The 20510-nt window shown below is 62.7% G+C and carries 13 protein-coding genes; 5 read left to right on the top strand and 8 right to left on the bottom strand.

Annotated features, from left to right (window positions below; translation table 11 throughout):
- Positions 1-95: 95 nt before the first annotated feature.
- The 7 genes from CIW48_RS31740 to CIW48_RS31710 all read right to left on the bottom strand — a co-directional run bounded on the left by CIW48_RS31740 (position 96) and on the right by CIW48_RS31710 (position 11359).
- Positions 96-1040, bottom strand: coding sequence for a family 16 glycosylhydrolase (locus CIW48_RS31740; RefSeq protein ID WP_149314341.1), 945 nt, complete (start codon positions 1038-1040; stop codon positions 96-98).
- A gap of 144 nt (positions 1041-1184) precedes the next feature.
- Positions 1185-3815 (bottom strand): FAD-dependent oxidoreductase, encoded by a 2631-nt coding sequence (locus tag CIW48_RS31735; protein ID WP_246695514.1) that lies wholly within the window; start codon positions 3813-3815, stop codon positions 1185-1187.
- Between the two features lie 365 nt (positions 3816-4180).
- Positions 4181-5293 (bottom strand): glycosyltransferase, encoded by a 1113-nt coding sequence (locus tag CIW48_RS31730; protein WP_173009469.1) that lies wholly within the window; start codon positions 5291-5293, stop codon positions 4181-4183.
- 72 nt (positions 5294-5365) lie between these two features.
- The gene (locus tag CIW48_RS31725) at positions 5366-7024 is read right to left on the bottom strand and encodes a lipopolysaccharide biosynthesis protein (RefSeq protein WP_149314338.1); all 1659 of its coding nucleotides are present in this window, start codon (positions 7022-7024) and stop codon (positions 5366-5368) included.
- A 1-nt stretch (position 7025) separates the two neighbouring features.
- Positions 7026-9032: a glycosyltransferase gene (locus tag CIW48_RS31720; RefSeq protein WP_149314337.1), complete on the bottom strand. Its 2007-nt coding sequence runs from the start codon at positions 9030-9032 to the stop codon at positions 7026-7028.
- A gap of 309 nt (positions 9033-9341) precedes the next feature.
- On the bottom strand, positions 9342-10598 hold the full coding sequence (locus tag CIW48_RS31715; protein ID WP_149314336.1) for a glycosyltransferase: 1257 nt from the start codon (positions 10596-10598) through the stop codon (positions 9342-9344).
- Positions 10595-11359 (bottom strand): HAD family hydrolase, encoded by a 765-nt coding sequence (locus tag CIW48_RS31710; RefSeq protein ID WP_149314335.1) that lies wholly within the window; start codon positions 11357-11359, stop codon positions 10595-10597. The genes CIW48_RS31715 and CIW48_RS31710 overlap by 4 nt, the downstream gene beginning before the upstream one ends.
- A gap of 875 nt (positions 11360-12234) precedes the next feature.
- Here CIW48_RS31710 and CIW48_RS31705 point away from each other — a divergent pair.
- From CIW48_RS31705 to CIW48_RS31685, 5 genes are all read left to right on the top strand, one after another.
- Positions 12235-13275, top strand: a complete 1041-nt coding sequence (locus CIW48_RS31705) for a glycosyltransferase family 2 protein (RefSeq protein ID WP_173009468.1) — start codon at positions 12235-12237, stop codon at positions 13273-13275.
- A 169-nt stretch (positions 13276-13444) separates the two neighbouring features.
- Complete coding sequence (locus CIW48_RS31700) at positions 13445-14506, top strand: glycosyltransferase family 4 protein (RefSeq protein ID WP_149314334.1); 1062 nt, start codon at positions 13445-13447, stop codon at positions 14504-14506.
- A 213-nt stretch (positions 14507-14719) separates the two neighbouring features.
- Positions 14720-16135, top strand: a complete 1416-nt coding sequence (locus tag CIW48_RS31695) for a lipopolysaccharide biosynthesis protein (RefSeq protein ID WP_149314333.1) — start codon at positions 14720-14722, stop codon at positions 16133-16135.
- Positions 16136-16332: 197 nt separating this feature from the next.
- Positions 16333-17796: a polysaccharide biosynthesis/export family protein gene (locus tag CIW48_RS31690; RefSeq protein WP_246695513.1), complete on the top strand. Its 1464-nt coding sequence runs from the start codon at positions 16333-16335 to the stop codon at positions 17794-17796.
- Between the two features lie 1183 nt (positions 17797-18979).
- On the top strand, positions 18980-20329 hold the full coding sequence (locus CIW48_RS31685; protein WP_149314332.1) for an NAD(P)-binding protein: 1350 nt from the start codon (positions 18980-18982) through the stop codon (positions 20327-20329).
- A gap of 96 nt (positions 20330-20425) precedes the next feature.
- Here the strand turns inward: CIW48_RS31685 and CIW48_RS31680 are convergent.
- The coding region (locus CIW48_RS31680) for a hypothetical protein (protein WP_149314342.1) at positions 20426-20510 on the bottom strand (85 nt) is incomplete at its 5' end.

Raw genomic sequence — 20510 nt, 5'->3', positions numbered from 1 at the left:
GCGCAGGTCCACAGACAGGGGTGAAGGCATGAGCAAGCTCCTTCACCCACCAACGCGCTACCCGCAAACCCGTCTCAAGCGGCGCGGGACCGGCTCTAGCCATACACGCGAAAATAGTCGACGCGCATATGAACCAGCTTCTGCGCTTCGGTCAGTTGGGGAGCCGGTACATCCGTCCGTAATGCCAGCGTGAGGAGGGGCCAGAAGACATCGCCGTTCTGTTCCATCTCCGATGCGCGTGTGAGCGTCCAGATGTTGATCTGCTTGGTAGCCGGATTGATGATCGGCTTGCGTTCGAAATAAGGGATGCACTTGTCGTCTTTTATCAAGACGCCGTAGCGGCAATACTGCTCTGTCATGTCGAGCGACGTTGGAACTCCGGTCCCTTCATTATGTTCGCCGGGCTGGCCCCATTCGTGGAGATAAGCACCGTAGAGTTTTGGCTCGAACCCTTTATGCTCGACGATATCAACCTCTATGCTGCGCTTGTTGTCAGTAATTCCATTCCGGTTGAGCAGCCAGAACGCCGGCCAAGTGAGCGGATGCTTCGGGAATTTCATTCGGGCCTCGAAATAGCCCTGCCGCCAGCCAAGCGATACGACACCGCTGCGGCTTCCGGCCTGTAGATTTCCCGAAATCCACTGGAAATCGGGCAAATTGTTTCCATAATAATTTCTAACATTCATATTCCGACCAATGTATTTGGCGGAAATCTGCAAGGCAGTCCCCCCGGTAGCATCCGGGTCGTCGACAATCTCGTAGGGCTTGAAGCCCTCCGCCCCGGAGAGCGGAGCGAAGGCGGAACGACCGTAGAATCCAGTAGGGCCCGTCGTGGCCTTCGGGCCACCATTCCAGATTCGCCCATTGATCTCCGTGAACGGGTCGTCGAAGAGGAGCGCACGGCCCTGAGCCGGGTCCAGGGACGTGTCGATCGCCGCATCTGCGTGACCGGTTGGTAGCAGAGAGGCCATTGCGCAGAGTGGCAAGCCCTGAAAGCACGACTTCAGGACATCGCGGCGGATCCAGTCCAATCCGTTCATGTCATCGGCTCCGAATCTGGCAGCGATTGTTCAGTGTCCGCATGGTGCTGGCAAACCCGTCCTCTTGGGGCTGCCGTCCAGTCTCTGTAGATTGGTCGCCAGGCAGGCCCGGTTGCGGTGCACGACAACCGTGATCATCTGGGTTCAAGCCTTCGACTTTTCGAGCGTCTCGGACTGCAACGCCGCGAGGGCGAACGCTCGCGCCTTCGCCATCCCATAGCGAGGCCGGTATCCCGCGTCTTTGAGACGGTCGTTTGGAAAATGCATTCGCCACAGGGGATTGCGCAACGGAAACGTACGGTTGCGCAGGAAATCATGCAGCCAGTCGACAAGCGCAGGCATCGGAAGGACGCGATAACGCTTGTCGTGGCTGACCTGAAAGGCTTGCTTCATGAAATCCCCGATCCGCGCCTCGCCCGCTTCATGATCCGAGAGATTGAAAACTTGAACGCTGCCCGGAGGCCAAGCGCCGGCAAAGGATTGAGTCATCGTCCAGATCGCCGCATCTGTCACATCTCGGACATAGATGTGGTGGGCGGGCCGGTGCGCCGCGAAGAGGCGCTTCGAGAGGCTCCAATCGCGCAAGCCAATAAGGTTATGAAGATCGACGACGACCGTGGGACGCAGGATCACGTAGGGGAAGTTCGCTGCAATCCGAGTGATCGCTTCTTCGCCTGCGAGCTTCGTCCGGCCATAGGCGCGGACATAATCGTCCGCCCAGTATTCCGACTTGACGTCGACATTGCTGGTCAGAACCGGGGACGTTTCCACTATGGTTCGTGCCCGGCCGCTACCATAGACCGAGACGGTGCTCATGTAACAGAAGGCCTTCACACCCTCCCGTTCCGAGGCTTCGGCCAGAAGCCGCGTCGCCTCAACGTTGATGGCCTGCATCCGCTCCTGCTTTCCGAGTTCGGCGGCAAGATGCATGACGGCTTGGCAGCCATGAACGAGCGTGTCGTAAGTCTTGTCCGCCGTGAAGTCGAAGCTCCGCCATTCGACCTGACCCGCGTTCGCTTGCGCCTCGGTCAGCGCTCGAGAGGTGGTCGCCCGAACCCGGTAGCCGCGTTCCAAGAGGTCCTCGACGAGGACGCGGCCGATCCGACCTGAGGCGCCTGTGACGAGAACACGCGTCTCGGCCGGTACCGGGCCGGGCGATCGGAGTGGAGACGCGACAGCGCCGCCTTGGACTTGCGCCTTCAGCGTGTCCGCCAGTCGGATCGCCAGAGCCACGATCATCTGTGTCGGGTTGCAATGCCCTGCCGTCGGGAACACGGAACTTCCCGTGACGAACAGGCCCTTGACCCCGTGAACCTGACCCTGCGCGTCGACGACGCCCCGGGCCGGATCGTCGGACATGCGGGTGGTCCCGGTCGGGTGCGCGACATCCACAAAACTGAGCGGGATCGGCGCGTCGTCCCGAACCCAATCAGCCAGCTCGGGAACGGGAAGCCCAAGCCGTGCGAACTCGGAGACGACGAGCCGCGCCGTCTCCCGCATCGTTCGGCCTTCCTCCTCGTGACTGCGCCAGTCGACCTGGGGCAGCCGATTGCCGAGGTGGTCGATCTGAGTGGACAGCGTGACGCGGCTATCGGGGTCCGGTCGCTGCTCAACCATGCATTCCAGGCTCAGCTCGGCAAGCTTGCGCGGGAATCCATTGCGATAGATGAAGTGATCTCGGCAGCCCCTTAGGAGCAGCGGCAGATTCGACGCCAGCGTCAGGAAGTCCTTTGGCCGCGGCTTTCCGACCAGCATCCTTCGAATCGCGTCAGCCGGATCGTCCGGAGCGAGCGTCTCGCCGAGCCACACCGCGCAGTTCAAGAGGTGGCGGCGGTGCTGTATCTCCGGGCTCAGACAGAGACCGCCGCGGAACAGGCGATCTTTGACGGTGTAGCGCCCGAACCGTCGCTGCAGCGCGCGCGAGCGCCGAACATCGAAATGGGCCACCGGACCGCGCAGATGGTCCATCAGATAGCGACCGACCAAGTCGTGCTTGTTCCCCAGGCCGCCGCGGATCTGATGATCGGAAGCCAGGAGGAGACGGGGATTCTCGATTCCGCCGGCACACAGAACGACGGTGCGGGCCGACAGCTTGAACCGAGTGCCATCCGGCGCCGCGACCTGGACGCCCTGAACCCTGTCGCCCGCCTCGTTCGCGTCGATCGCCAGCACTGTCGCGCCGCTGATCAGCGTGACGTTCGACCCCAACTGCTCGTCGAGCTTCCTGCCGAAACGCGTATATTCAAAGGGGTAGGATTCCGCATCATCGCGGCTGAACTGCCAGAAAAATGGCAGGAGCTTCTCCGGGTCGGGCTCGCGCCACGATGGCTGCGAGCCGAACAGGTGCCAAAACCGTCCGTCACTGTAATGATTGCCATAGGCGAGTCCGAGATACTTGGCGCTACGCTCGAGATACGGATCGAGCGCGTCGCGCCGAAAGGGCCATCCGCTTTCCGGAACCCAGTCTCGCTGCTCGAAATCGATGGCGTCGAAAGGCGCGCACCGGCCGCCCCATGTATGGGAACTGCCGCCCACGATCCGATTTCGGACAGACCATTGCGTTGCGCGCGGCCGCCCAACATTCACGATGGCATCCAGCGCGTCAGAGGTTTCCATCCGCTCGAGCCCGCCGCTCTCAAGGAGCAGAACCTTCAAGGCGCTCCCGGACAGTTCCCGCGCCAGGGTGCTTCCTGCCGGTCCGGTTCCAATGATGCAGACGTCGCAGGCCGCTTGAGGAATCTGTCCGACGTCACTCAGGGCATGCAACTGGATCACGGTCGGCCGGCTCCGGGGTCGTTCTGTCGGGCGTAATCTCATAATTTCTACTATGCCGCAAGTTATATTGGTATAAAATCCCGGAAAGAATCGGATTTAACTCTGAAAGCCAGTTGCCTTAGAGCAAGTCCGTCGGTGCCACCGTCGCAGAGACATGTCCGTCCCGAAGCGGCTGTCGTGATCCACTGATGAACGGCGTCGCGGCCACGGCGCTCTTGAGATCCTATGCGGGTCGTGACTGCTCCGCCGCATTCCGAATATGTGGCATCCTCAGGTCTGCTGTTCGATGCCCTCCCCACTCACGGTTATCGGCCCCGGCCATGCGGGGCGTCTGTTCGCCCAGTGGCCGCATTCTCCGGCGGCACTCAGGTAACTGACCGCCGGATGGCGTCTGCATGAACAGGTGCGACATTCTCGGCGCTATACTGATCGATGTTTTCCATTCTGAAATTAGAAAATGACCTTTCGTGTTCAATATTGTCGCAATAATATTCCATGGCATTGATCAGCTCTTCCTCGTCACCCGGTTGAACCAGGCGCCCCAGGCGCTGGTCGACCAAGATGTCGCTGGGGCCGAATTCGCAATCCGTGGATATGACAGGCAGTCCGCATCGCAGGGCCTCGCAGATAGCGAGTGACCATCCCTCCCAGCGAGACGTGGCTACGAAGATATCGCTGGTGTAGAGGGCACGTTGCGGATTGTCCGGATAGTGGGCCAGCCGAATGACGCTGGACAGGCCGAGCGCGTTGATCTGCTCGGCCAGCGCTTCCTTGTCGGATCCATGTCCGACCAAGTTGAGGCGCACGTTTTTGCGGCGCGCATGTAATTTCGCGAAGGCGCGAACAAGGATATCTTGGCCCTTCTGAAATTCGTAGCGCCCGACGTTGACGAAAGTGATGACGGTGGGGTCCCGCGTGAGGTCGTCGCCCGGCGGATCGAAGCGCCTGACCGGATTCGGTACCCAATACATCGGACGTCCGCAATTGAAATCGCTGTCGAACTCCCGAAGCTGTCGTGGTGATGTTCCGAAAATGGACGTTACTTTCGATAGAACGACATGCCTGAAGAGGAAGAACTTGATTTTCGATTTGAAGTTCGTGGCCTCGCGGCGCGGATTCCCGTGGAGGTGCATCGCGATCCGCTGTCGGTGGCCTAGCCTGGCGAACCAGAATACCACCGCCGGTTCGATCTGCGGGATGACGACCAGATCGTAGCGCTTGCTTCGGGCAACATCCCTGAAGATCCGCATGAGATCGAAGCGTGATGTGACCGGACGGAAGACGCTGTTATAGAGCCGCGGCTCTGCGGGATAGTTCTTGTGCTGTGTAACTCTCAGTACATCGATATCGAATTCTGCGGCGTAGTTTTTCGCGAGTTCAGTGCAGATCGTATCGACCACCCGCTCGATGCCGGCGAAGATGGATGTTCCGGGTTGTACATAGAGAATCCGGATCTTCCCCTGGCGACCGGCGGGCATGCAGACCAACTCCATGTGTGGACAGGGCCCGCCGGCTTGCGCGCAGCCTCACCGACGATAGCGGGGCCTCGATCACGCCCGATTGAGAATGGCGCCGATGACGTTGGCGCCGACGCCGATCAACCCATTCGTGACATCCAACAGGTCGTCGACGGTGGCGCGTCCGGCCTCCGCGACGATCACCACCACATCGGCCCGCCGAGCAGCCACTCGGGATTCGGCGGAGGTGGACAGGGGGGGCAGGTCGAGGATGACGTATCCGCCCCGCCGCATGTGATCGATGACGCTCTGGAATGCCGGTGATCCAAGGAAGGCGCCGCTGCTGACGGGCTTGTAGGGCGACCGCGCCGGCAGGACGGACACCCCCCCGAAATCGTGCAGCTTCGCCGAGGCTATGCGTCCGGGATTGTTGATCAGTTCAGCGAGGCTCGCGCTATCCGCATCGAAGTTCCCGGCCAGGAGCGGCGAAGTGGTATTGTGGATGTTCGTATCGATCAACCGAGCAGTTCCGCCGCCTTCCTGGAGCAGACGCGCCAAACTCAGACCGATCAGGGTCGTACCGGAATGTCGCGTGCATCCCACCAGCGCGATGACGCATTCGGCGTCCTGGCCCCGGCTTGCCAGAGCCAGCTGGATCGAAGTCCGCAGATCCCGGATACCGGCGGCAAACCGGACGTCGAGGAGCCATGGTGCGGCGGCATTGCGGAGATCCACAGGCTCGCGGCGCCCGTTGGCCGTCTTGCGCGAGACCTCGGGCATGACGGCGAGGCACGGGATGCCGGCTCTCTGGACGAGATCCTGCGGCGTCCGAACGCGACGGTCGAGCGCCTGCAGAAGTGCGACCGCCAGCAATCCGCCGACGACGCCAATGGTCGCGCCGAGGCCGAGGATCAGGGCCTTTCGGGGTGCCGATGGCTTGAGGGGTTGAAGCGCCGCGCCGATCACGCGCGCGTCGGCGTCCGGCGTCGGCGTAGCCGGCAGGGTGCCCTCAGAGACGGCTGTCGCGGCAGCCCGGGCCTGGGAGGACAGGGCGTTGACGCGTCCCTGGAGGAACTCGGCTCCGTTCTTGGCCGCATCGGCTTTGGCGGCGATGGATTGCCAGAGATAGGCCGAGACTGCCGCATTCGCGACGCGGCGCGCCAAGGTCGGATCCTTGGAGGTGTAAGAGACCTCTACGACGTAGGATTGACCCACACGGCGGACGGTGAACCGGTCGCTGAAGTTCTCGAACTTCCTTTGCTCCAGAATCACCGAGTCCGGAGGCTGCGTGGTTTGCTGGCCGGGCAGTCCTTTCGGGTCGGGGGTCGGCGCCTCCGACTTCTCCGAAGTCTCAGGACCGAATTCAGGATTGTTCGCGAGTTGGAGGCTGTTGAAGACGTTTGCCAGCAGACGCTCGGAACGGAGAACCTGAAGCTCGCTCTCGGCCCGGCCGACATCCAGGCTCGGCGCCAAGGCGCCCTCGGAGCCCGAGCCCGCCGGGCGCCGTGGTTCGAGCAACAGCACTGCGGTCGCCGTGTAGGAGGACGCGGTCGTGGCTACGTAGAGGGCCGCACAGCCGATGCAGAAGATCACCCAGGCGGCCACGGCGTATCTGTGACGTCGGGCTGCCTTGAGCGCTGCGGAGATGACGGCCAACGGGCCGTCCTGCACGCCGACGGATGTCACCTCCGGGAAAGAGGGAAGCGACCGGGACGGGTCGGACGGGCTCCGGTTGAGGCTGTGCATGTTCATGTTACGCTTTCCGCCGGATCTGCTGCGCCCGCTCGGGTTCCAGGCGTCCCAGGAGAACGTCCCTGGCGCCACGCAGATTGCCGCGCAGGCGGCCGCGCCGATCGATGAATGGCTCGGGAGCAGGGAAGCGCGCTACGTTGCTGAATACGTTGCGGGAGATCTGACCGATGACTTGGGTGAGCGTCATGGTGCCTTTCTGCAGCATGTAGAGCGGGTTAACCACCTGCGAATAGCCGAGCCGGTCGCCAGAGATCCGCCCCCCTTTCACGCCCATATGCACGCCGCGGGCTTCGAGGCATTTGACGAGGCGGCCGCCCGTCGCCGCCAGAGCCGCTCCGAAATCACGATCCTCAAGCCAGCCATAAAGGACCAGTCGCTCGTCGAACCGCAGCGTTCCGATCGCCGATCGACGAAACGCCATGTTGCAGCCATAGGGGCTGAAGGCTTCGATCGGTACCATTGGCTCGACCGGTCCCAGCGCCGCCAGCATCCGGTCGACCGCCGTGAAGGATAGCCCCGGCCCCTTGATGCCGTCCGCGATGACATCACCCGTCAGGCCGACGATATCCGGCTCATCGCGAAACCGCTGCGCCGCAACCGCGAGCCAGCCGGCATCGGGGACGAAGTCATCGTCAAAGAAGACCACGATGTCGATCGCATCCGGCAACGCGGCGAGGGCGGCGTTTCTCTGGGCGGCAAGGCCGGGGCGCCCAGTGACCACGGTCACGCCGGTCCACTCGGCCGCCTCACCGGCATCTTCCGGGGTGACGCAGGAGATCAGCACGGCCGCAGGCTTCAGGGTCTGCCGATCCAGGATTCGCCGAAGGGTGCCGGCGACCACGTCGGGCCGACCCAGGGTCGCGATGGCGACGGCGATCCTGGGCAGCGGTGACGGCGTGGCCGCGCGCGTGGCAGGCCGAGCAGACGGCGCCCGCATCAGATCGAGATAGCCCTGCGCCGAAGCCTCCCACGAGAACCGCGCCGCCTGATCGCGTCCCCGCCCGATGAGTTCCGATCGCAGATTGGGACTGGTCGCCAGTGCGCGAATCTGGACGATCCAACGCTCCGGTTCGTCCGGGGGAGCCAGGAGCGCTGCCGACCCGCAGATTTCCGGCAAGCTCGCCCGGTCGGTCGAAACGACGGGGCAGCCGCGTGCCATCGCCTCCAGTGCCGGAAGTCCGAACCCCTCCGTGAACGAGGGGAAGGCGAGGCACAGGGCGCGCTCCATCAGGTAGGCGAGATCGGGATCGGTGACGAAGCCGAGGTGCTGAACAGTCTCGCCGTGCTGAAGTTGCTCGGGAGCATAGATGCTGGCTTGGCCGCCCGCCACGACGAGGTCGATACCGAGTTCGGCCAAGGCCGGAGCCAGCTTGAGCAGAAGATCGAGGTTCTTGTGGCGGGCACGAGACCCGAGCGCCAAGACGAAGGGTCGTTCCCGGCCATCGCCGTCGCGGCGGAGGCCGGCGCGCGCCCGGACCGCCTGCCGGGGATCCCAGGCTCGCACGTGTTCGTGCCCATTCGGCAGGACAACGATATCCGAGGCTCTCAATGAGAGATGGCTCGCGATTTGTTCAGCCGAAAAGGTCGAGACGGTGGTGATCCGCGCCGCACGACGGGCCAGAAGCGGCTGGAGCGTTTTGTAGAAGAGGCGGAACGACGCGCTGTAGCTTTCCGGGGCGTTGAAGACGTTTGCATCATGGATGCAGACGACTTGATTTCCTTTCAGTGCGGGAGCCGTGTTGCAGAGGTTAAGCAAGGCGCCGGGCCAAGCGCGCGGGAGCAGGAACTGCTCCCAGGCATGTCCGCCCGCCTGTCCCACACGGCGGAGCGGCGTGCCGTCGAGCCCGGGATCTTTCGCATCTGGCACCGTGAGCAGAGGAACCGTCTCACCCCGGGCGGTCAGAGCCACGCTCATGGCCTGAGTGACATTCATCGCATAGCGCTGGACCCCAGTCATCGGCTGGGTCAGGAACCGACCATTGATGCCAAACGATCCGGCCGCCGTCATGCTACCGCTCTACTCCCGTCGAACTTACCGTTCGCAGACCAATTGCAAAAGAGAAGGCAAAACTCTGTCGAAAGGGTGGCGGCCCCACGCTCTTGCGCCCGGGAATTCGGATCTAAACTGATCTGGTCTCCTTTATCAAGATCTCGATCGTAATACAGGCAAAATGACGCCGGGCTAATTATTTTATTGCCGATGCTTCGTTTTTCTTCAGAAATATATTGCAAGCTCGATGAGTGGCCGAATTCCCCAAGGTTTCACGCGATGCGGCCGCGGTCTGTGCCCAGGCCCCGGCGGCGGTCTCGCCGGCGATCACACGTGCACGTCACCCATGGGGGCGCGACCTCGCCGGAGACGGGTCGACGCTTCCATGTGCAGGGCGCGTCCCGTGTAGACGAGTTCGATCAAGGGCAGCAGGAGCCGCCCCACCCTTGGGAAACTGCGAAGCAGCGCGCCTTCGCGCCAAAGACTGTCGCGGATCCGTTTCACCGGCCGGGATGGCCGCGCGTCGGCATATTGCGCGCTCAACTCGACCCGGCCGAAATCCCGGGATCTGCCGCCGAGGCTCAGGATCTCGACGGCCCGATCATCCGGCCAGATGACCGCGGCTTTGAGCGCCTGCCAAGCCCGCTCGGCTTCCTCCGGAATCCTATGGACGCTCTCGGAACTGAGACCGTCGATATGCGCCAGGACGCCGGTGAAAAGGCCCGGCTGCGCCGGTGCGATCCGCGCTTCCCAACCGTCTTCTTGCAGATTGGCCCGCGGTGGCAATCCCGCGGTCGCCTGCGAGAAGGTCCGGACGCTCGGAAGGTCCGGCTCCAGGCAGGCCTCGATCAGGTGCCAGAAGCGCAGTACCGATGTTCTCGCATCCCAGGGTTTGTACCAGTCGCTCTCGATGCTGAGCCCGAGCGTACGTTTGAAATGCGGCGTGGCCAGCCGCTTGTAATTGCAACGGGCGAACTGAAGGCCGGACCATGTTCGGTCCTGGATACCCTCCTGGAGCATGCGGACCGTGCTGCCATAGAGGCCCGTATCGATCAGCACGCAGTGCCGAGCCGCGCCAGCAGAGGCGGCGAGATGTTCGCGGAAGCGGTCATCCTGCTCGGCTACCGCGGCGCGAAGCCGGGCAACACCGGGGTCACTGCTGGCGAGGAGCGTGGCGAATGACGAGTCCCGAAAGCTGGCATTCCAGGAAGCGGGCAGATCCAGGTCGTCGCGTTGAGCCAGAGCCGCCGCGACCTCCGCCATCGACCGGCCACTGAACTCGCGCCCGAGTTCCGAAAGAACGCCGGGGCTCGGCGGATCGAAGGCGGTGCGGGCTGCCACCAGACGCGAGACCATCAGCGCGGCATGCGGGAGTTGCTGCGGAAGCTGCGTCTGCCGAAGGAAGCGCTCGTAGACGAGCTTCAGACGAAGGCCGCCCCGGGCGCAGAACAGGAGGACACTGTCGTCGGGGGTGAGGAAGCGCTCGAAGAGCCAGAGGCGTAGGCAGAACTCGGCCAGGATCGGGCCGAGCACCCGCTGTCCGAAGGCAACTGCATCGCCCCGGGCGGCGTCCGCAGCGTTCATCGTCCCGTGCTCCTGTGCCCGTCCTGACTGGCGCCCACCCAGTGCCGATGCATGACGCGGGCCCGAACGGCATCGAGGCGCCGCCGCAGCACGACGTGGCGCGGCCGGAGCAGCTGTGCTGAGCGCAGGCCCGCGGCCTCTGCCATCGTCACATCCGCCAACGTGTCATCGCCGAGGTGAAGGATCTCGGCGGGCTCCGCTGCCTCCTGCCGGAGGACGACATCGAAAAGCGCGCGCGTCCGCTTCGTCGCGTTGTGATCGGCGCTGGTGTAGACATGCGCGATGGGATGATTGCGGGCCAGGGTGTCCAGCAGATGTGTGATGGTTTCGCCGCGGTGATAGGTATCGCTCACGGCGATGATCCTGCACCCGGCCTGCGCCCGCTGCGTCAGCCACGTCATCAAGGGGTGGTTCGCGCGCAATTGGGCGCTCTCCACCGTAAGCTCGGCGCGATACAGAATATCCACAGCCCGATGGTCGAGGCTGAGAACGCGCGTCATGGCGTCGAGCATGTCGGCGAAGCGCACGTCACCCGACGGAGTTGTCAATTCGAGGGCGCGGTAAGCCTCCCGCTGTACGCGCAAGCGTGCCGCATAGACGGATCCCGGGCGGCGCTCGACGCCGCATTCCGCCGCGAGCAGCCGTGACGCGACCGTGGCGATATCGAGGAAACGACGACGCTCCGATCTGTGATCACGATAAAGAAGCGTATCGAATACGTCACAGGATATAATGCGGGCAGCCGTCTCGGGTAGACGCATGTTGGCTTGATCTCTTCCAATGATTCCGGTGCAACTCGTGTTCAGTCGCCACGCAGCTTTCCGCCGATCCCGTCTGCACTGATGGTCTCTTGCCCGTTTGAGGCTGAATGAGGCCTTTATAGTTTCCTCGATGACAGTAATTTGTGGCGTTTGGTAGGAATCGGGGGCTCCTCGCCGGACGCCCAGGCGTCGCCGCCGGCCGGGAGGGCGGTTCCATGCCCTGGACGGTCTCACTTCATGGAGCTGCAGGCCCCGTACGAGGCTTGCGGTCCTCTAACAAGGCCCCCGTTCGGCGTAGTGCCGGACGATGGGCGGCCCGGGCGCCACAGCGGCGAGTTGGGTTTCGTGCGGTTCGGCCTTGGCAGTGGGGCATCGCACCGGTCGTGCTGTGCTCGCACGGGCGCGCCTGTGCTTCGAGCGGCCGCACGCGGCAATCCGTCCACGGCCTGCCTGAGGACGGCACGAACCGGATGCCCTTCGGAGTGCGGCGGACGGCTGACGCTCCCGCATCTTGGACCAAGAGTCGTCGCCGAGGAGCGCGGTTGGCCCTGCGTTCCGCGTCGATCCGGATCGCCGCTCGCGTCACGACCGCGCGGACGATATTGTCCGCGCAACGAGCGGGCAGGCTGGAATCCGTGCGAAGGCGCGTCGTCCGACGGCGGACGGACCGCGCTCATATCGGTCTTCGCTCACACAGAATTGATTTAACCGGCTGGCCACCCGGCCTATGCTCGGCTATTCATTGGCGCATTCCGGAGTAAGCTGGATTTTCACTGGGATACTGAGGCGTCCACCGTAGCGTCCAATGATGCGGCGAGCTGGCCGACATCTTGTCGAGATCTTGAGCGGCGAAGTGCAGGATCTCAAGGCGACGAATGAGAAAGACGCCCGCTGTGGTAGTGGAGCCGAAATTAGCAGTTATCATTACCTGCTTCAATTACGAAAGATACGTGGGTCGCGCAATCCAAAGTTTTGTCGAGCAGGGTAGCGACGCCTGTGAAATCGTTGTGATCGACGATGGTTCTACGGATGACTCGTGGCTCGTTATTCAGCGGGCCGGCATACCCGCCTTTCGTATCCCGAACGGGGGCCAGAGGGCAGCCTGTCTTTACGGACTGGGCAAGACCCGGGCCCCCTTCCTTCTGTTTCTCGACGCGGATGATGAATTGCTGCCCGGTGCGCTCGAGCGCATTCTGTCGTCGCTCGATCCCGGCGTCGCCAAGCTTCAGTTTTGCCTGACCTGCGTCGATTCGACGGGGACCGTACTGGCCGATCCCTACCCGGCGCTCAGTGCATTCCGCGGGCAGGACAGGGTCGTCAACGAGATTCTGCGCTCCGGTGTTTATCAGACGCCGCCAACATCCGGGAACGTATTCCGTCGCGACGTTTGCGAAATTCTGCATCAATGTGACTATGACCAAGCCGTCGATGGCGTGATCCTGCTGGCCGCCCCATTCATGGGGGACGTCGTCAGCCTTCCCGACAGTCTCGGGCTCTATCGTGTGCATGGGCGGAATGATTCCGGTCTGGGGCGCATTCCGCAAGCTGCAACCTTCGAGCGTGATCTGCGGCGGTTCCGGTCCCGCTTGGCGCATCTTCGAGTGCTGCTGCGGAAACTGAGCCCCGGCGCAGCCCTCATCGAGCCAGAGAAAACCTACTATTTTCAGTTTCTGGAATTCTGCGCAGCGATCCTTCGCGGCAGTCGGGTTGGCGGCAAATCGTTCCTGGGCCTGATCCGGTCTCTCCTGATCGAGCCGCGCTCGCTGAAGTGGAAGATAGCGAACGCGCTCTTCGTGGCCGCGACCTTTGCCGCACCCGTCAGTTGCGCCCAGTCCCTGCTGGCCTTTCGTTTGTCGGTCGGGCGCCGGGCGGTTCGCCAGATTCTGCGGGCGCCGGCCGGGATAAGTCGTTGTTGAACAGCGGAATGTGCTCGCGATTTATTTTGCATCAATGCGCGTTATATACACTTAAGTAATCTCCAAAATTTGTATCGGCTTTCAATCCTGGCTAAAGTCCGGCTTCGCGGCTCGGCTGAGACCGCACGTGCCGAAAAAGGCTCGGACCCGACACGAGCGCCAGTGAGCCATGCGTATCCTTCATCTTCTGAATCATACGCGCCGGCTCAACGGCCACGTTCACGCTGCCGTCGATCTCGCCTGCGAGCAGGCCGAGCGCGGCCATCAGGTTGCAATCGCAAGCCAGGGGGGCGACTTCGACGCTCTGCTCCGATCCAACAATGTCGAGACGATTTTCGCGAGTCATGAGCGCAGTCCGAAGCGCGTCCTGAAATCCGTCATTGGGTGTGGCGATGCGATCCGGCGGTGGCGTCCGGACATCGTCCATGCCCATATGATGACCAGTGCCGTTCTGGCGTGGCCAGCCTGCAAGCTGTTGCGCGTGCCCCTTGTGACAACCGTGCACAATGAGTTCGAGAGGGGCGCAATCCTCATGGGCCTCGGGACCCGGGTCATCGCTGTGAGCGGTGCGGTCGCCGCCTCGATGCGGCGGCGTGGCATCGCGGCTTCGCGCATCGATGTCGTGCTCAACGGGACGATCGGATCTGCCCGCGTCCGCGGCCGATCAGAAGAGCCTCAGGGGCTGGATCATCCCGCCGTCGTGTTCGTCGGGGGATTGCATCCCCGGAAGGGCGTGCCCGATCTGCTCCAGGCCTTCGCGATGGCGTTTCCGCACAATCCGGCGATGCGGCTCTACATCGTCGGCGGTGGTCCGCATCAAGGCGCCTATGTCGAGGAAGCGCGCGCGCTCCCCTGCGCGAGCGCGATCACATTCGCAGGCCCACGGGATGATCCTTACCGCTGGATGCTCGGTGCCGACATCTTCGTGCTCCCGTCTCACGCTGATCCTGCTCCGCTGGTGCTCTCCGAAGCGCGCGAGGCAGGCTGCGCGATCATCGCCACCGACGTCGACGGGATCCCCGAACTCCTCGATGGGGGCTCGGCTGGGATCCTGGTGCCGCCCCGCGCCCCGGACAAGATCGCGGAGGCGCTGAACATGCTGACCGCCGATCCGGCGCAGCTGAGCGCGTGGCGCGCGAAGAGCCAAGTGAACGTGGATCATTTGCGGATCGCCCGGGTTGCCGAGCAGACCCTCGCTGTCTACCGGCGAGCCGCCGGCGTGGCACAATAGCGCGCCGGTGCCCGCGGACCGGCCACCGGGTGGCACGCGCGATGCGACGACGCGACCCGGTCATCGGGCGGACAGAATTCACCGTGTCGGGACGCAGACTGGGATGGGATTATAGTTGCCGTGAGGCCCGATACGGGATTTGACGCCTGAGCATGAGGCTCGACTTCACTTCGGGCCCGTATTACGCCGAGCGTCGTTCCTTGGGACAAGTTCATGCTTGCTTTTAAGACGCTACGGGGCGCCGGCTGGAGCGTCGCCGCCCGGATCTCCGCGCGCGTCATCGACCTCGCCGCGCTGCTCGTCCTCGCCCGCGTCCTGTCGCCTGCGGATTTCGGTCTGACGGCCATCGCGGCGTCTCTGGTGTCCATCGTCGAGATGGTTCTTGAGATCCCGCTCGTTCAGGCCCTGTTGCGCCTGCAGACGATCGAAAAGGCGCATCTGGATACGGCTTTCACGCTGGGCCTCCTGCGCGGCGCGGTGATCGCCGTGCTGATGGTGGCTGCAGCCTGGCCGGCGGCGCATATCTACGCCGATGCGCGCCTGATCCCGATCGTGCTGGTGCTCTCGTTATCCCCGATCGCGCGGAGCCTCTACAGCCCCGGCATGGTACACCTGTTCCGCGACATCAATTTTCGCGCCTCATTCATCGCGGATTTCATCGGGAAGGCGATAGCCGCCCTCATCTCGATCGGAGTTCTCTACGCCGGCGCCGGATACTGGGCCCTGGTCATCAATCCGGTCGCATCCTCGATCCTGCCGACGGCGCTGTCCTATACCCTCGCGCCTTACTCGCCGAGGCTCTCGCTGGAGAAGCTGAGTGCCTTCTCGGCGTTTACAGGCTGGTTTACGTCGTCCCAGATCCTGGCGGCCTTCAGCTGGCAGTACGATCGCGTATTCCTCGGCTACCATGTCGAGAAGGCCGTCCTCGGCCGCTACGGCGTCGCAAGCGACTTCTCCGTCCTGCCGACGCAAAGCCTGATCGGGCCCGCGATGCGTCCCGTCATGGCTGCGTTCGCGACGATTGCGGAGGACCGTCAACGGCTACAATCCGCTTTCCTGCGGGCCGCCCGGCTCACGATGATCATCGCATTGCCGGCCGGCGTGGGAATTGCATTGACCGCTGACCAGATCGTCAGCATCGTTCTTGGTCCTCAATGGGGGGCTGCGGCCCCCTATCTGCGTTGGCTCTCCGTCGCCATCATGTTCACAGCCTATTACCAGCCCGTCTCGTCGCTCTGCGTCGCCAAGGACGAGCCCGACGTCATGTTCAAAATCAGCATCTTCGAGTCGGCCGTGAAAATATCACTGATGACGCTCGGCTTTTATATCGGAGGCGTGATGATGATGATCTACGCCCGGGTCGCTGCAGGGATCTTCCACTTTTTCATCAGCGCGATCTACGCGAAACGTCTCGTCGGTGCCGGGGTGGGGGTACAGGTCCGCAATCTCTGGCAGGTCGCAGCCTCGTGCGTTGTCATGGCGGCGGCCGTCCTGGCGCTTCAGGGGATCTTGAGCCACGTCAATGTCGGACTGATCGGACTTCTGATCGCAATGATTGCCAGCGGCGTGTGCGCCTACGGCATCAGCATGCATCTGCTCGGATTTCGCCTGCGTAGTTTGCGTCCGTGACGTCGGGCGCCCGAAAGGGCCGCCCGGGATCAGCTCGCGGCAGCCGGGGTGCGGCATCCGGTGTCGGTAAAATAATAACACCGATGTGTGGCCGGCGCATATTCCGTTGGCAGCGCAAATAGGCTGCCGCAAAATAGACCCTCTGTGATGAAACTTGGATGATCCGGCCGTTTCTGATACGATATAAATCGGAATCCGTGGACAAAGTGCTGCAGGTGCAGCCGGTCAGTCGAAGCGCGAAGATTTGTACTTGGGCCATGGGCCCGTTCAAGGAGGATTTGATGCGCTTGCGGTCAATCGCAGCCGGTTGCGTTTTACTGTTCGCCGGTAGCTTTGCAGCCGCCGCCGCCGATGAGCCCGGCCGATATCTCCTCGGCCCGCAGGATCATCTGACCATCCGCGTCTACGATCTGCGCCGCAACGCCGGCGAGGCGTACTCCTGGACGGCGCTAAACGGGCAGTTCGTGGTTGCAGCAGACGGAACTGTCTCGATGCCGCTGATCGGACAGATCAAGGCGGCCGGTGGAACGACGGTTGATCTTGCGCACGCGATCGGCGTCACGCTGAAACAGGTTGCCGATCTCGCCGAGACGCCCGCCGCATCGGTCGAAGTGGCGACTTACCGGCCATTCTACATTATCGGTGCCGTGCAGCAGCCCGGGAAGTATGAATACCAGCCTGGTCTGACCGTCCTGCAGGCTGTCAGCACGGCGCAGGGCCTCATGCGCGGCACTGACCCGCGGAGCATCCAGCGTGACGCGGTCACTTCGCGCGGCGAGTTGCGAAATTTGGCGGCGGAGCGCGTCAGCCTCGCGGCGAAGCTGGCGCGGCTTGAGGCGGAGATTGCCGGCGCGGACACGATCAACTTCGGCAACGACCTGAGGGCCAGCGCCGGGAAGGCCTATGTCGAGCAGGCCACCCGTGGGGAGCAGCTTCTCTTCGACACGCGCCGAAACGCCCTGAAAGCGGAGATCAAGACGATCGAGCAATCGGTTGCGAGTTTTGAGAATGAGATGAGTACGCTGGACAACAAATCAAAAACCCTCGATCGGCAGATCGAGCTCAGCCGGGGCGAACTCAACCTCATCAACGATCTGGTGTCGAAGGGGCTTACCGTCGCGCCGCGGAAACTCGCTGCGCAGCAGAGCCAGGCCTCATTCGAGAGCAGCCGGCTCGATGTGCAGGTCGCCATGCTGCGTGCTCAACAAAGTCTCACACGCGCCGAGCGCGACATTATCGACCTCAAGGCGCGCTTCCGCCGCGAAGCGCTCTCGGAAGCTGCGGACACACGCCAGAAGCTCGCCCAGATCGACGAGAAGACCCGTACGGCCGAGCGGCTCACGGCCGATGCCGAGTCGCAGATGCTCGGTGTGTCCGACGATGCCCGCGACGGTGTGGTGTCGCGCTTCGAGATCACCCGGAAGCGCGGAGCGAATGCAAGCACGTGGGTCGCGTCGGAGGATGCCCTCGTCGAGCCCGGCGATGTCGTAAGAGTGACCCTCGTTCGTCAGACGGCTGACAAGTCCGGAGATACGCGTCAGCCCACGACGCCACAGCAGCCCGCGACTCCGCCGCGCGGCTCGGGGAGCGGTGTATCGAGCCGCGGCGGCCTCGCCCCCTCGGATTCGCCGCACCGGGCTACCGAGAGCGCCAATCGCTGACACGGCCCGATGCGTGCCTGTCACCTCGGCGTGGCGGCGCGCGTGCGACAGCGGCGGCCGGGCGACCGGTCGCGTGCTCAGCCCTGGCAAGCGGGTTGGCACTGACGTCGGATTTCGGACGATCCGAGCATTGCATCGGTTGGCGCAATTGCCGTCGTTCCCGGCCTGCTCGGTCTGCTGCTCGGCTCGGAACCGGTCGTCATCACCGTCGTGATTGTCTGTAATCCTGGTTCGGCCGCCGCGATCCCGATGCGCGGCAGCCCGTGCAGGCGGCGCACTTCCTCCTCGCCTTCTCGACCGTCGCGCCGCTGTTGTATGCCCCGCTCTCGAACCTCGTTCGGAGCTCGTTTCACCGCCCAGACCCCGGTTTCGGTTTCGCTGCCGCATCCTCTGCGGAGCGGTCAGCCGTTATGTTCCCCGCATCGTCCGCTGACCGGAGGTCCATCGCTCCGCTCGGGACATATCGCATTGGCCACCCGCGAAGCCCCTATTCCGCCAGTTCTATACCGTCCCGCTTGTGCGTGCCCTTGCGCCGGACATCATCGGATCTCCGATACCCGGGATTCCGGGCGCCGGATCGTGCCGATAGCTGCATCGATCCGGCCGCTGCTTCGCTGGCTCGCACACCATCGATACCGGCCGCACCACCCCATCCACGCTGAATGCGGAATGGGTTCGGCAAGGCTCGCGGTAATCGTCGCAGCCGAAAGCAGCTAGGAACCTGTGCGTATTCCATTCCGAACGGGGTATGTCGTGTGGGTGCAGGTCGATCTCCTTGCCAATTCGGCCTCCGGCGCCACCGTATCCCGAAATAGCCAGGCAGACAGGCGTCTCCGCCAGCACCTCATCTGGTGGATTCCGGCGGCGGCCTTGCCGAGACCGTTCCACAATCGTTTATCGAGGTGCGCGTAATCTCTGGCCCGACGTCTATCTCAATCTTCAAAATTCATGGCGCAGGGTAATCGCGCAATTAGTTCTATATGCGGCCTTGCGGTCCTGCGGGCCAGTGGCATACTCACAAAGCCTGATTTGTCTCAGCCGCCACTCTGGGTCTCCCATGGTGTCTGCGTTTTTGACGCGCGGGCTTTCGAATGACGCTGTGGTGTTGAGCGGCGGATCTGTACTCTGTAAGATCTGTTGTAGCCTCTGATCGAGCGACGGTGTTGCTGAGTTGATGAAAATCATGAGCGAAACATCGGTCGAGATCTGTCGAGGCGATTTAGATCAAGACGTTTTTGATGCGGTTATCTTGGGGGCCGGGATCACGGGTCTCGTCTCGGCTTCGATTTTACAGGATCTCGGTTGTCGCAAGATCGCCGTTGTCGATGAATTTGAAAAACTGGGTGGCAATCATATCGATCGTGCGATCAACGGATACACCTTCGACATTGGAAGTCTCATATTCCAGGACGACTCGCCATTACTCAAGCATTTTCCGGAATTGCTGGAGCATTACGTTCCTATCAAGCCGACATGGGGGAAGCTCACGCCGCAAGGTGGTGTGACGTCTTACCCACTCTCCATCAAGGATGATATCTTCGGTTCAGGGTTATGGGTGGTGCTGCGCGTCGGCTTGTCGGTCGCCGTTTCACGTCTCCTGAGGCGGAGAATCGAGAATGCGCGGGATTTCGCTCGATACTGGATTGGTGATTTTCTGCTGAAGCGATCAGGACTTGAGAGCTATATGAGGCGGTTCTTCGGTATACCAGCCGAAAACGTCGATCTTCAGTTTGCCGAAAAGAGGATGCTCTGGATCAAGGAGCACGCCACGCCGAAAGTCCTGTTTCGGGGGATGCGCCGTCATCGCTCCGCGGGTCCGAAGAACAGGCAATTGGCGCGTCCACGGGAGGGCTACAATGCTCTTTACGCCGTTGCAGCGGAGAAGCTCCGCGGGCGGGGCGCGACGTTTATGTTGGGGCAGCAGATTAAGTCCATCACGAAGAGCGATGGACGATTCGATGTTGTCCTGAACGGTAGCCGGATCACCGCGAGCCGCGTCATCTCGACCATTCCGATCAATCGCGCCTTGGCTCTGTGTAGCCTGAACATGGATCCGCATCTCTCATCGGTAACGCTGATCAGCTTGTATTTCAGCTTCAGTGGAAATCGAGGTTTTGATTACTCCATTCTCTATAATTTTGCGCACGATGGGGCGTGGAAGCGGCTGACGATGTACTCGGACTTCTATGGGCGCGTCGAAGATCGCGAGTATTTCGGGGTCGAGGTCATCGCATCGCACGCGGGCGACGATCTGGCGATCGCCGAAGAAGATTTCCGGAGTCATGTCACGAAGAATAAACTCTTTGCCGGCGATTTAGTTTGCGAGGGAAACCAGATCGTGCCGTGTGCCTATCCGATTTACACCGGCCAGGCACATCTAAGGGTGGCCGAAGCACTTATGCACCTTCGCAATTTCGGAATCGAATCCTTCGGGCGGCAGGGCGGCTTCGACTACCAGCCGACGGCCCGTGTTTCGACGCAGAACGCGGAGGCCCACCTGATGCCGGCAGGCGGGGCCAGGACAGGAAACTGACGAGGCCGTGACGATCCGCGCGCGTCGCGCGTCTCCGTGCTTGCCGCGATCCGGTCGCGCAATGCCGTCGCGTCGTCGGAGCCCGGCCTCGGGCGGCTATCGTCCGTAGATGTCCTCGACGCGGATGATGTCGTCCTCGCCGGTGTAGGAGCCGACCTGGACCTCGATCAGCTCCAGCGGG

This window comes from Methylobacterium sp. P1-11 (assembly GCF_008329595.1).
Classification (GTDB): Bacteria; Pseudomonadota; Alphaproteobacteria; order Rhizobiales; family Beijerinckiaceae; genus Methylobacterium.
This window is presented reverse-complemented; position numbering and strand designations above follow the sequence as displayed.

Bases quoted from the DNA above. Each gene is read 5' to 3' on its own strand.
- CIW48_RS31715 (WP_149314336.1), bottom strand. From the start codon at position 10,598: ATGAACGCTGCGGACGCCGCCCGGGGCGATGCAGTTGCCTTCGGACAG.
- CIW48_RS31695 (WP_149314333.1), top strand. From the start codon at position 14,720: ATGCTTGCTTTTAAGACGCTACGGGGCGCCGGCTGGAGCGTCGCCGCC.
- CIW48_RS31685 (WP_149314332.1), top strand. From the start codon at position 18,980: ATGAGCGAAACATCGGTCGAGATCTGTCGAGGCGATTTAGATCAAGAC.
- CIW48_RS31710 (WP_149314335.1), bottom strand. From the start codon at position 11,359: ATGCGTCTACCCGAGACGGCTGCCCGCATTATATCCTGTGACGTATTC.
- CIW48_RS31700 (WP_149314334.1), top strand. From the start codon at position 13,445: ATGCGTATCCTTCATCTTCTGAATCATACGCGCCGGCTCAACGGCCAC.
- CIW48_RS31725 (WP_149314338.1), bottom strand. From the start codon at position 7,024: ATGAACATGCACAGCCTCAACCGGAGCCCGTCCGACCCGTCCCGGTCG.
- CIW48_RS31740 (WP_149314341.1), bottom strand. From the start codon at position 1,040: ATGAACGGATTGGACTGGATCCGCCGCGATGTCCTGAAGTCGTGCTTT.
- CIW48_RS31720 (WP_149314337.1), bottom strand. From the start codon at position 9,032: ATGACGGCGGCCGGATCGTTTGGCATCAATGGTCGGTTCCTGACCCAG.
- CIW48_RS31705 (WP_173009468.1), top strand. From the start codon at position 12,235: ATGAGAAAGACGCCCGCTGTGGTAGTGGAGCCGAAATTAGCAGTTATC.
- CIW48_RS31730 (WP_173009469.1), bottom strand. From the start codon at position 5,293: ATGCCCGCCGGTCGCCAGGGGAAGATCCGGATTCTCTATGTACAACCC.